The following is a 12,257-nucleotide window of genomic DNA, read 5'->3' on the forward strand; positions in this document are numbered from 1 at the left end:
AAATGCCTGTCAGTTATGACAGGCATTTTTTATGGTTTAATTATAAAGATTTTTAGCTTGGATTTATAAAGCAAATAGTCATTTAAGCGTCTAATTGCTGTTTGATTTTTCCGTTATTTCATGGAGTGAAATGCTACTTTGTTTCCTTCAGTGTCCGTAAAGTGTGCCATAAAACCATTGGGTCCTATTGATGTTTTAGGTAAAATGATTTTTCCGCCTGCCGCTTCAATCTTTGCAAGAGGAATACTCAAATCTTCACCACCGTTGAGGTAAACTAAAGTGCCTTTGTCAGCTGGTTGATACGCTGCATTTTCCACTAAACTACCTCCAATTCCATGTTCCAAGTCTGCCGGGAAGAAAGCTGATTTCATGCCCATGGCTTCCATTGGCTGCATTTTTGTGCCTAAAACTGTTTCGTAAAAGGCTTGTGCTCTGTTCAAATTTTTTACTGGAATTTCAAACCAGTTAATTGCATTTTTCATCTTATTTAGTTTTTTTGTTTAAAGTATTGAATTACTCTTTTTAAGATTTTGTTTTGTGGTTAAATTCTAAATACAGATTTTAAGTTTAGTTTTTTTGCTTGTTGTTTTTTATTTCCATTGTTGCAGTTTAAGGTCGTTCCAGACTAAACCGTTTGTTCTGCAGTTGTTGGGTCAATGGTAGCAAATACTTGACTTATCGAATTTGCTGGAAATCCGCCTGACTTCGCATGTTCCCGAATCATATCCTCGTTAGGAGCGATATACGTACAATAGATTTTGTCAGCAGTTACTTGGCTGTTGACCCATTGAATTTGGGGTCCCATTTTGCCCAGTACTCCACAAGAAGTTTGTGAAATGGTTCTTAACTGATCTTCAGTAAGTTTACCCGCACCGGGAATTTCTCTTTCAATTACATATTTAGGCATGATGTTGTGGTTTTTAGTTCCCTACTCTTATGGCTTTTCGGTACGGCCCCGTTTTTTTATGTGGTCGCTGGTTTCCACTTTTTTTTGGTTTATTTCTAGGTTTTGAATTTCTTAAACTTTTAAAGGGTTTTTGCTGTAATTTTAATTAAAATCAATACAAATCTAGTACGATGTTCATTATAATAAACTGTATTTGTTTATAGATTATTTTTTGCATTTGATTTGTAAAGTCCTAGTAAACAAAATAGTATGACAAATTTAATGAAATAAATTCACATTCGGTTTATAGATTATAGATTTAACGAAACACTTGAAAACCCGATAGGCAAAACCCAAAAAAAATAATTATCTTTGCCGCAAAACACATCTGCCTAAAAGCAGGTTACACAACTAGACTACATGAGTTCAGATACTTCAAAAAGATATGCGCTTCGCGGTGTTTCGGCATCCAAAGAAGATGTGCATAACGCCATAAAAAACATCGATAAAGGATTATTTCCTCAAGCATTTTGTAAAATTGTCCCAGATTATTTAACCCAAGACGAAGACTATTGCCTGATTATGCATGCGGACGGAGCGGGAACTAAATCTTCTCTGGCGTATATGTATTGGAAAGAAACAGGAGATATTTCTGTTTGGAAAGGTATTGCCCAAGATGCATTGATTATGAATATCGATGATTTATTGTGTGTAGGAGCAACGGATAATATTTTACTTTCTTCCACCATTGGAAGAAATAAAAATCTTATTCCTGCCGAAGTAATTTCTGCAATTATCAATGGAACCGAAGAGTTAATCAAAGAACTGGATTCTTTTGGCGTAACCATTCATTCCACAGGAGGTGAAACGGCAGACGTAGGTGATATCGTTCGAACTATTATTGTAGATTCTACCGTAACGGCTCGTATGAAACGTTCTAAAGTAATTGACAATGCTAATATTAAAGCAGGTGACGTAATTGTAGGTATGGCTTCTTTTGGTCAGGCTACTTACGAAAAAAGCTATAATGGCGGAATGGGAAGCAATGGATTAACATCGGCGCGTCATGATGTTTTCGGGAAATATTTGGCAACCAAATATCCGGAGAGTTTCGATGCTGCAGTTCCTGAAGAACTAATTTATTCCGGACAAGTAAATCTTACTGATTCAGTTGAGAATTCGCCAATCGATGCAGGTCAATTAGTGCTTTCGCCAACCAGAACCTATGCGCCTATTATCAAGAAAATTTTAGACCAATATACTGCTGATGAAATTCACGGAATGGTGCATTGCAGTGGAGGAGCGCAAACCAAAATTTTACATTTTGTACAAAATCTACACATTATAAAAGACAATTTATTTCCGGTTCCCCCATTATTTCAGTTGATACAAGAACAATCCAAAACCGATTGGAAAGAAATGTATCAAGTATTCAATTGTGGACACCGCATGGAAGTATATGTTCCGGAAGCCATTGCCCAAGACATTATCGCGATTTCAAAATCGTTTAATGTCGATGCACAAATTGTAGGTAGAGTGGAAGCAGCCGATGCTAAAAAACTGACTATTACCAGCGAATACGGAACTTTCGAATATTAATTTTTCTAGGAGCTAATCCCGCTATCCGTTACAATCTTTCTAGTCCTGAACTTGTTTCAGGATCCTGAAACAAGTTCAGGACTAGAAAGGATTTCCACTGCTATCGGGGCTAACCAATCAGGAAACTTTCGGATTATTAAAAAAATCTGTGTTAATCTGTGTAATCTGTGGCAAAAAAATAAAATTATGTACGAACTACTTTTTTGGCAATATCAGGACGGAATTTATTTAAACCATCATTTGGTTTACGAAGCTTTGGTCGAACAACAAGAAGTAACGGGTCTTGAAGAACTACCTGTAACTGTCATCCTCAATAGGATCAATAAGCTGTTCTCTCAATGGGAAAAAGTAGATGACAACAGTTGGAAAAATAATAAAGGGAAAGGCGCTTTTCAAATAAAAACCACTCCTCAAAGCATTCAAATTGATTGCTACGGCACCGAAGGGAAAATCATGAATCAATTGGTAGACGCATTGGCGGAGTTCAATTGTCCACTGTACGATCCTCAAGTTCCAGAGCGTTACGATGAAATGAGTGAGTAGCATTTTTAGAAGCTAATCCAGCTAACCGTTTCAAGTCCGCGCATAAAACACTATTTTTCTAAGTCATAAAAGGAGCTTCCGTTGGTCGCTCTTTTATAACAAGAAAAATTGGTGTTTTATACTGTGGGCTTTTCACTTTCATCTGGGCTAAGACATCCACGATTATTTATTGAATTCGAAAGAGGCCAACTTAAATGAACTTATATCTTTTATATGTTTAAAAAATTGTACTAAATGTTTTAGATTTATCTATACTCATAATTGGTATTGTCTTTTTTTTATAAATTAGCCCAAAAAAGAATCATGTCTATTTCCCAATTCCCTCAAAATACAATCCTCGAAGACGAATCAATTTTACTACGTCCTTTACTGGAAACGGATGTCGAAAATTTATTGGAAATATCCCTAAACGAACCTGAAACCTGGGAATATTCTTTAGTACGTGCAAACGGTAAAGAAAATCTGGAAAACTACATCAAACTAGCCTTAAAAGCCAAAGAAAATAAAACCGAATTCCCCTTTATAGTTTTCGATAAAAAGTCAGGAAAATACGCTGGAAGCACCCGTTTTTACGATATCAATTTGGAGTTCAAAACCTTGCAGTTGGGCTATACTTGGTACGGAAAAGATTTTCGTGGAACCGGACTCAACAAACGCTGTAAATTTTTGCTGTTGCAATTTGCTTTCGAAACCCTTGGAATGGAACGCGTAGAATTTCGCGCAGACAATAACAACCAGCGAAGTATTGCTGCCATGAAAAGCATTGGTTGTACAGTAGAAGGCGTTATGCGAAATCATATGCCCACTTTAGGGAGTGCTATTCGTAGAGACAGTATTATTTTGAGTATTCTCAGCAATGAGTGGTTCGCTAGCGTGAAAGAAAACTTAAAGAAAAAAATAGAGTAAAAACTAAAGGTCAGGAATTTAAACACTTGTTTTTTTGGTGTGTTCAATCTTATAGTAATATTTAGATTGCTTTTTACTGGGGTTTTTAATTTCGTCCATAACGATTAGTACGGAGATGCTAATAATAGAAGAAAAGAAACACCAAACCGAAACGATATAGTCAAGATATAAAATGGTTGTAATGAGGTAAGAAATCATGATGGTGATACTTAAGAGCCACATTTTTTTGATATCTGAAAATAAAGGAGGAGCAATAGTGGCAATGATATAAAGAAGGTCTCCATAACTGCCAAAAATGATTGGATACCTTTGGATATAAGAGATATGACGCCCAATAATTTTAGCTTCAACAGAATACGTGATTAAACAATACCCAAGATACAAAGCTACTGAGAGGCCAATTACAACCAGAATCCATTGAAAAAGAACATTTTCCTCTTCTTTCTTAAGCTTCAATGATGCAAAAGGAATCCATAAGGGCCAGACCACTTGTGCAAAAAACAAAAAGGTGTAGGTGGTGACTTGTTGTAATGGAGCAAAAAACGGTTTGGTTAATGCGAGCCATAAAAAGCCCTCTGCAATTTGTTGCACACAAAAAATAATCGGAATACCGGCAAAATATATTTGGGAAGGTTTTTGCACTTTTTTTATTGTCGCAACACTTATCGCTGCAAGAACAATACCCGCCCCAAAACTGGCACTAGCTGAAAAACACATAGAATTTAGTTTATATGAATTAAGACTTTGGAGATGCCATTAGACATAAAAAATAGACTTTCAACCCTTAATTCGTGTTGTTAATTTAAGTTTACTTCATTAATTACCACACCCACCAAGGAGCTTGCAGGACTTCGGCATAAACGATTAAATCAAAAATGACATGCGCTATAATGACTGGCACAATACTTTTTGAATAATTCTTTAAAAAACCAAGTACGACATAAGCACCAAAGGACCAGATAAAAAAGGATACAAGATGTTGTTGTGGTATCGCTGCCGGCGAAAGAAATAAACAAGCTTTGTAAGATGCATGTGCAAAGGCAGCAAATACCATTGCAAAATCGGTATTGAGCTTACTGATTTGACCTTGTATGAAACCACGAAAAACCAATTCTTCAATGATAGCAACGCTTGCTGCCACTACTACAAATGGTCGGATTACCGCAGGTAGAATTGACATTCCCAGATTGCCTCTGTAATAAATTGCGGCTATGATACCTAATTCAAGTCCAATAACAATTTGTACCAGCATTTTTAGAGAAAAAAGATTCCTAAATAAAAATCGGAATGCAACGGCTGGAGAACTGATATCCCTGCTAATAATAAAAGCTACCATTACCAAAGGAATAAAAGCTACGGCTTTCATTGGAAAAGGGTAGGTAATTAAATAGGCAAACACCATTATTTCAGCACTGCAAACTACTGCATCAAGCACTGCTTTTTTGGTTCGTCTGGGTATCGCTTTTGTTTGTTCTGAATGCTCCATTTTTTTTGTTTCTTTTAAAAGATTTCTTCAATAATTTTCTTGGAAAAACTAAACTGAATAAAAATACAGTAGGCACTAATAAAAGCAGCCAGCCAGAACCCATACAGGCTCCTGTATTAGGAACAATGATGCAACCTGGTAAACTCTTTTTCAGCGTTTGTACATAGGTGCTGTCGGCCTTATTTTTCTCAGGGATGGATAAGTATCTTAATTGCTTTAATGCATAGAGCGATTGTTTATCCGTTAGGGTATCTGTTATTACGAGTCCTCTGAGATTGGGTAATTTTTGCAATGCAGATAAATTTTTTACAGTATCATTTCCGTTTATTTCCAGAACTTGTAAACTCGATAATTGTGCGTTTATAATGTCGAATTGTCTTTGTGTACTATTCTCAGGAAATCCCAGCCATCGGATGTCTTTGTAGGAGCTAAGGACATCAATATTGGTAAAAATGCCAGAGACAATCAATACAGAAAGTTTAGAAAACTTGTTTTTTAATGTTGCCAAATCTCCTTTACAGCCAAAATTAGTAATGACCAGCTGCTCCAGATTTTTGAGTGGTCGCAAAGCGGAATAATCAGCCATACAGGCAAATAAACTTACCTTTTCCAGTTGTGGATTGTTCTTAAAAAAGGCATTATTCATGGATTTAATGTCACCACCATTGATAATGCATTGTTTTAAGGTAGGTATAGCGGGCAATGTAGCCGTAACTATAGAATCCGATATATTCAGATGCAGGCATTCGATGGATTTCCAATGTGCCAATAAGGATAATTGATTTTGTTTTAAAGATGCTCTTATAAAATGAGGTTTGAAAAAATCAGCCACTTTGATATAATTCTCAATTATAATTGGAGAATCATTTTCTTCAAATGACAAAGCGGTATTGGGTTTTAAATGGGCTATTTTTTTTAAATAAGGAATGTAACTTGGGGGAGTTTTTGATTTAAAATAGATGGTTTCTAAGTTATCAATTGTTCTTGCTTTCATTTTTTGAAACCAAGGGATAAGATTTGCTTTTTCAGTTACTATGATGGTATTTACTTTTCCATTTACAAAAACAAGGGAATCACCGGAATCATTAATCTCAAAAGAATCATTCGTCACGTCATTAAAAGAAATGGTAAGGTCATTAAACCCTAATACATCTCCTTTTTCGGCAAGTACAGCCCCATAATTTTTTTCATTGGAAGGAAATTGAACTAAACCATAATTTTTTGACAGGTTGATGGCGTCCCCTTTGCCATGAAATTTTACAACAGCAAAACGATGTCCTCCTTTAAATTCAGAAACAGCCCAAAATAATACTACCAACAGTACTACAACGAGTAAAATGGATAACCAATTAAACGGTTTAGGTTCATTACTTACACGATCTTTAAAGGTGTCCATAACGTAGTGGTTTATGTATTTATAGTTTGGTTAGCAACTTAGAAAATAGATGGCACGCACTTATTTCCTTTAGATAATTACTGCAAAACGAATTAAAATAAAACGGGGCTACTGAAACTGGTACTGCTAAAAATGAGTGCTAAAAAACAATGAGTCGTTACTACCCATCATTTTTTAAATAATTGATTTTAACTTAATAAGTTAGTCGAATTTTTAAAATGATCTAGCTTTTAAATAATAATAAGATTTTGGGGATAGGATAGGATTCATAAAATTGTGAAATCCTTAACTAAAGCTAAATTAAAAATAATTTTTGATTTTAACAACTGAAAATCAGTATATTATAAAAATAAATAAATTATTGTAGTACGTTTATGTAAAAAATAAACCTTGTTTGAAATTATTTAAATAAGGTTCCTTTTGCTGTTATTTAATTTCCAGAGAATAAAGCGATTTGGCCCGGTTTAAATCTATGTTTTTGTCTAAAGGGATTTCCAAGAAATAATCCAATTGCCATTTTTGAGTTTTTTGAGCCTGCTTATTCGTTGTGGTGTCCCAAGGAGGATATACCCGAATAGCGCGTTTTCCTTCTTTCAAATCTGTGGTAAGGATTCCGTGTTGAATAAGCACGGATTTAGGAAATACAAATTGACCAAAATGATCTCCGCTTCGAGTATTGATAATAAATAAATCGATGTCATCTGAAAGGTCAAAAGGTTGAATAGGTCCTTTTGCTATTCTTTTCCATACCGTGACGAATTGACCCACTTTTGTAGGTGTGGTTTTAGCCACGCGAAATAGTATTTTTGATGCATTCAGTTCAAATTGGTACGCACCATACTCCTTGCTTTCTTTTTCCGGTATCGGGTTTGTAAGTTCAAAGTCACAGGGATCAAAAACAAGGGTTTTGCTTTCTAGAAGAGTGTTAGGTATTGCAGTTGTAGGCATTAATTTTTTTAATTTAGTTTTTTAAAAATAACAAAAAGCCATGAATTACTCATAGCTTTTTGTGTTCTTTTTGTTAATTGTTCCAGTAAAATGTTGAGTGTTCATTTTCAGTGTCCGCTAAAGAATTCCAACATTGTATTTAATGCACTTTCTGAATGCATGCGTTCCCCATTGTCAAGTGATTCCTCAGCAATAAGGGCGGCTCTTTTTTGCATTTTTTTTTCATAGAAAGAAATAGCTTCTTGCAAAGTGTTGTACTTGTCAGATGTTAAACAATCGCTCAATTCTAACGCATCAAGCATCGCCATATTTACTCCTTCGCCTGCAAAAGGGGGCATCACATGAGCTGCATCACCAAGCATTGTCACGTTAGGTAGTGTTTCCCAAGTTTGGTCTAATGGCATACAATATATTGGACGTGGGATAAAAGGTGTTGCTGCTTTTTCAATCAACTCATACCAAATACTGCTCCACTCAGAATAGTCTTTTTTAAACCACTTCAACAATTGTGTTTTATTAAAAAAGTCTAAACCACTATTTGCTTCCCAATTTTCATCTGCTTTAAAACTTATATAAAAACCAATTTCGCCATTCGCTTTTTGACCTAATAAAATATCTTTTTTATTTCCAAAAGCCATTACTTTTCCTCCACGAAGCAAGGTAGCAATTAGGGGTGCTGATTTTTCTGCATCATAAATAGTGCCTTCAAGCATAGTTATGCCTGAGTAAAAAGGTTTGATATCTGTTATGTAGGGACGTATTTTTGAGTTTGCACCGTCAGCCGCAATAACAATGTCTGCGTAAGCATTTTTTTTATTTTTGAAATGCAACAGCCAACCTTCGTTTTGTTTTTCCATTGAAATAAAATGACTGTCCCACATAATTGTTTCGGGTTGTAATGATTCCAATAGGATTTTCCTTAATGCTCCACGATCTATTTCAGGACGAAAATGTTGATCACCAAAATTTCCATGGATTTTGGTTTCATGGTCACTGAAAAATATTTCTGAACGTTCATTTACGATAACCATTTTATCTGCACCTTGAAGAAAATTATTTTTAAACGCATCTAATAAATTTGCTTTGCGTAAAGCCGCTAAACCTGAATCTTCATGTAAATCAAGCGGTGAACCTTGCACACGGGCATTTTTATTAAGATCTCTTTCAAACACTTTTACGTTTGCTCCTTTAAGTTGTAAAAGTCTTGCTAGAGTCAGGCCGCCAGGACCTCCGCCAATAATGGCGATTTTTTTATTTTGTAACAACATGATTTTTAATTTTATGCTCCAAAACTATTGCTTATTGTACACTAAGAATTGTAAAAATCGGTCATTTTTATTTTTGAATAATTCTTTGGGGGAAACACCTGAAAGTTTCTTAATCTCTTTGATGAAATGGGATTGGTCGGTAAAGTTAAGTTGTGGAAAGAGCCTGCCTTCTTTGATGTGCGAAAGCGAAACTTGGAAACGAAGAATATTGCAATATGTTTTTAACGAAAGTCCGAATTGCTGATTGAAATAACGGTTGATTTGTCGGTCACTCCAAATGACTTTTTCTGAAAGTTCTTTTATGGAAATCTCTCCATTTGCAGTATGAATTAATTCAAATAATTTTCGTTTTCGTTCATCAATTTCTATTGGTAAGAGTGAATGAATTTTTTGCGAAGCCTTTTTGCAAAACGCATCAAAATCGTTCAAATCATCAATACTGAAATCCCAAAAATTATCCGTCATTGCTTTTCCGCTATTTAATAGGTCTGCAATTGATTGTTGGAAAATATATTCTACTGCAATCGGATTAAAACTTATAGCAAAGAAATTTGAAACATCAGACTTTGCTAGTTTAGGTTTGTTTTCCAAGCCCATCAGCAAAATACGAAGTTTATTGTCGGTTGTTTTAGAAAAGAGCAAATCAATTTTTCCGTTAGGAATAATTACAGCTTCGTCGATGTTTGACAGATTCTGCAGAGATGAAAAACAATAAACAAAGTCAGCAAGCGACTTTTCTGGTTTTATGAGTTTGTAATTCAAGAGAATGTCCATCAATAGTTATCTATTATTAGAGGGTCTGTTTAAAATGATGCCCAACGTCAGTTTTCCCGAAGCTTCGGGATAAAAACCTTCAAATGAACTCTATTGGGTTAATCAGTGAGTAAATATATGGGATTTAAACTATAATTAAAATTCTTTGTGGAAAAGTCACTTTCTCATTCCTTAATAGAATATAAGGCATAAAAAGCATTAAAAAGAGTTGTTGGAACCTCAAAATATTGAGCCAATACTTTCAGTAAATTTAGGTTAATCAAATTGAAAATCCGGCAAAGATTATAGGCTGAAAAACCAATCATTATTTGCTCACTGTTGTGGGCACAGTTTGCAAAACCGTGCTAACGATTGGGGTATATCAGCGCGGTCGGGCTTTGCCAAATCATCCCAAATACAAAACCAACTTTCCATTAAGCCAATTGCCCAAATCCGTTGTAGTAGCTGTTATGCCTAGTGCTTTTATTGTCGTTTGGTAAATTGTCCATCTTCGTTTTCAAATAAATTTTGATTCACTCTATAATAATACCAATTTTTTTGTCTGTCGTATTGGTTCTCTTTTTCAACTTTGTCATTCCATACACATTCATTAATTTCAAAAGTCTTTTCAATGAATTTAGCGTCAATTACTTTTAGCACTTCTGTTATTTTAGCACTTTCTGTATTTGGGAGTATAACAAGTATTTCGTCAATTATTTTTCTTGCGTCCATTTCGTTTAGCCATTCATAAATCAAGTCTTCATTGTCCGCATAATTGTCTGTAAATCGTTTCCACTTTGGAATTAAATAATTTAGCCCATTTTGTTTAACAAGGTCAGAATTGTTTTTTAGAATAGCTTTTATTTCGTCTGTATGTGGAAATTGTGTCTTCATTTATTTTTCTTCTGGCATTAGGCATAACGTTCTGGTACTACAGCGGGTTTGGTACTAAATTAAGCCCTATTTTCGTATTTGCCAAATCATCCCAAATACAAAACCAGCTTTCCATTAAGCCAATTGCCCAAATCCGTTGTAGTAGCTGTTATGCGACGCTTTTTTTATTTATTAGCTATTTCATAAACTATGTTTATAGTTTCTTCTAATTCAACTTCCATAACTTCAAATTTATCAAATGAGGTTTTCGGATTCATCATTTCACTCGCTACTCGTGGTTTTAAAAATTTTACTTCATCCATTTTTATTGATGAATATGCAATATCACGTAAATTATATTTAGAAACTTGTTTAACATTATTTAATTTTACATTTAAAGAGTCCAATCGGATGTTGTTGCCAATAAAACGGCAAGCGATTTAGCGGATACTGCTTTAGAAACGAATATCAATACGGTACAATCTAATGTTGATGCAAACAAAGCCGCAACTGATATTGCCATTGCAGGAGTTCAATCGGATGTTGTTGTCAATAAAGCAGCGAGTGATTCAGCAGATACCACCTTACAAGCGAATATCGATGCTGTTCAATCTGATGTTGACGCAAATGAAAGCGCAACTCAAACCGCACTAAATCTAAAAGCGGATCTTGAATCGCCAACTTTAACCGGAACACCATTAGCACCGACCGCTGTAGCAGGAACTAATACAGCACAAATAGCTACAACTGAATTTGTAACTGCAGCAGTAGTTGCCTTATCTGCAAATTTTGTTGATTTAACAACTGATCAAACCATTGCTGGAACTAAATTTTTTAGCTCTGATGCAAATATTAACGGAGTTACTGTAGGAAGAGGAAAATTTAATGAAAACTCAAATACCGCAATTGGACTCGGAGCTTTAGAAAATAATGAAGGGTATGCAAATACCGCAATTGGAAGAGGAGCTTTAGCAGGAAATATTAACGGAAGCGGAAATACTGCGCTTGGATATATTGCATTATCTAATAATAGTTCAGGTATGGATAATGTTTCAATAGGAAATGGTACATTACAAACTAACACTTCAGGTTCTCAAAATACAGCTATTGGGAATGGTGCTGATGTCGCTATTGATGGCATTACAAATTCTGTTGCCATTGGCGTAAATGCCATTGTCACGGCATCTAATACAATACAGTTGGGTTCCGACGGAAGTGGTTCTCATACTGCTATCACAGATGTTAAAACAAGTGGTAGCTTAACTGCTGCTGGATATAAAATTCCAAGTGGTACCTCTTCTCAATTCTTAATGGCTGATGGAACTATTTCAACAGGCACTGCTGAAGTCAGAGAAATGGCAGATGAATTTAGTGCTACGATTTCGCAAACAGAATTTACTTTAAACCAAGCTCCATCAGCTAACAGTAAAGTAAAAATGTATGTAAATGGGATTCGAATCAGTAATTCTGCTTATAGCATAAGTGGAACTACATTAACGTATGTGCCTGATAATAATGGTTCATACATATTATCGATAAATGATAGAATTCAGTTTGATTATTTTTATTAATACATAGCTTCCAATACAGCCAAATACT

General features: G+C 35.0%; 15 protein-coding genes. 4 read left to right on the top strand and 11 right to left on the bottom strand.

All coding sequences use genetic code 11. The features are described from left to right. Positions 1 to 113: 113 nt before the first annotated feature. Together OA85_RS00175 and OA85_RS00180 are read right to left on the bottom strand one after the other, a co-directional pair. On the bottom strand, positions 114 to 482 hold the full coding sequence (locus OA85_RS00175; RefSeq protein WP_039107248.1) for a VOC family protein: 369 nt from the start codon (positions 480 to 482) through the stop codon (positions 114 to 116). A gap of 143 nt (positions 483 to 625) precedes the next feature. Next, positions 626 to 907 carry a DUF4242 domain-containing protein gene (locus tag OA85_RS00180; RefSeq protein WP_039107250.1) on the bottom strand — a complete coding sequence of 94 codons (282 nt, stop codon included), beginning with the start codon at positions 905 to 907 and terminating at the stop codon, positions 626 to 628. Positions 908 to 1,306: 399 nt separating this feature from the next. Here OA85_RS00180 and OA85_RS00185 point away from each other — a divergent pair, with 399 nt between their 5' ends. The 3 genes from OA85_RS00185 (at position 1,307) to OA85_RS00195 (ending at position 3,934) form a co-directional block, all read left to right on the top strand. Next, complete coding sequence (locus OA85_RS00185) at positions 1,307 to 2,485, top strand: AIR synthase related protein (RefSeq protein ID WP_039107252.1); 1,179 nt, start codon at positions 1,307 to 1,309, stop codon at positions 2,483 to 2,485. Between the two features lie 186 nt (positions 2,486 to 2,671). Continuing rightward, a complete protein-coding gene (locus tag OA85_RS00190) occupies positions 2,672 to 3,028 on the top strand; it encodes a hypothetical protein (RefSeq protein WP_039109231.1) in 357 nt (118 codons plus the stop codon). Between the two features lie 303 nt (positions 3,029 to 3,331). After that, positions 3,332 to 3,934 (top strand): GNAT family N-acetyltransferase, encoded by a 603-nt coding sequence (locus tag OA85_RS00195; protein ID WP_039107254.1) that lies wholly within the window; start codon positions 3,332 to 3,334, stop codon positions 3,932 to 3,934. An 18-nt stretch (positions 3,935 to 3,952) separates the two neighbouring features. Here the strand turns inward: OA85_RS00195 and OA85_RS00200 are convergent, their stop codons facing one another. The 9 genes from OA85_RS00200 to OA85_RS17680 form a co-directional block, all read right to left on the bottom strand. Continuing rightward, positions 3,953 to 4,651, bottom strand: a complete 699-nt coding sequence (locus tag OA85_RS00200; protein ID WP_039107257.1) for a DUF6629 family protein — start codon at positions 4,649 to 4,651, stop codon at positions 3,953 to 3,955. Between the two features lie 103 nt (positions 4,652 to 4,754). Beyond that, on the bottom strand, positions 4,755 to 5,420 hold the full coding sequence (locus OA85_RS00205) for a CPBP family intramembrane glutamic endopeptidase (protein ID WP_082014099.1): 666 nt from the start codon (positions 5,418 to 5,420) through the stop codon (positions 4,755 to 4,757). Beyond that, complete coding sequence (locus OA85_RS00210; RefSeq protein ID WP_039107260.1) at positions 5,362 to 6,816, bottom strand: hypothetical protein; 1,455 nt, start codon at positions 6,814 to 6,816, stop codon at positions 5,362 to 5,364. The genes OA85_RS00205 and OA85_RS00210 overlap by 59 nt, the downstream gene beginning before the upstream one ends. Before the next feature lie 426 nt (positions 6,817 to 7,242). Continuing rightward, positions 7,243 to 7,764: a MepB family protein gene (locus tag OA85_RS00215; RefSeq protein ID WP_039107261.1), complete on the bottom strand. Its 522-nt coding sequence runs from the start codon at positions 7,762 to 7,764 to the stop codon at positions 7,243 to 7,245. Positions 7,765 to 7,871: 107 nt separating this feature from the next. After that, positions 7,872 to 9,032 (bottom strand): NAD(P)/FAD-dependent oxidoreductase, encoded by a 1,161-nt coding sequence (locus tag OA85_RS00220; protein ID WP_039107262.1) that lies wholly within the window; start codon positions 9,030 to 9,032, stop codon positions 7,872 to 7,874. Positions 9,033 to 9,056: 24 nt separating this feature from the next. Then, on the bottom strand, positions 9,057 to 9,806 hold the full coding sequence (locus OA85_RS00225; protein ID WP_039107263.1) for an AraC family transcriptional regulator: 750 nt from the start codon (positions 9,804 to 9,806) through the stop codon (positions 9,057 to 9,059). 462 nt (positions 9,807 to 10,268) lie between these two features. Then, positions 10,269 to 10,679: a hypothetical protein gene (locus tag OA85_RS00230; RefSeq protein WP_039107264.1), complete on the bottom strand. Its 411-nt coding sequence runs from the start codon at positions 10,677 to 10,679 to the stop codon at positions 10,269 to 10,271. Between the two features lie 164 nt (positions 10,680 to 10,843). Further along, a complete protein-coding gene (locus tag OA85_RS17270) occupies positions 10,844 to 10,981 on the bottom strand; it encodes a hypothetical protein (RefSeq protein ID WP_156129386.1) in 138 nt (45 codons plus the stop codon). 71 nt (positions 10,982 to 11,052) lie between these two features. Beyond that, complete coding sequence (locus tag OA85_RS17680; protein ID WP_255350534.1) at positions 11,053 to 11,181, bottom strand: hypothetical protein; 129 nt, start codon at positions 11,179 to 11,181, stop codon at positions 11,053 to 11,055. Positions 11,182 to 11,698: 517 nt separating this feature from the next. Between OA85_RS17680 and OA85_RS00245 the strand changes: the two genes are divergently transcribed. Beyond that, a complete protein-coding gene (locus tag OA85_RS00245) occupies positions 11,699 to 12,229 on the top strand; it encodes a hypothetical protein (RefSeq protein ID WP_039107270.1) in 531 nt (176 codons plus the stop codon). Positions 12,230 to 12,257 lie beyond the last annotated feature (28 nt).

Origin of the sequence: Flavobacterium sp. AED, from assembly GCF_000812945.1 — a bacterium.
In the GTDB taxonomy this organism is placed as follows: domain Bacteria; phylum Bacteroidota; class Bacteroidia; order Flavobacteriales; family Flavobacteriaceae; genus Flavobacterium.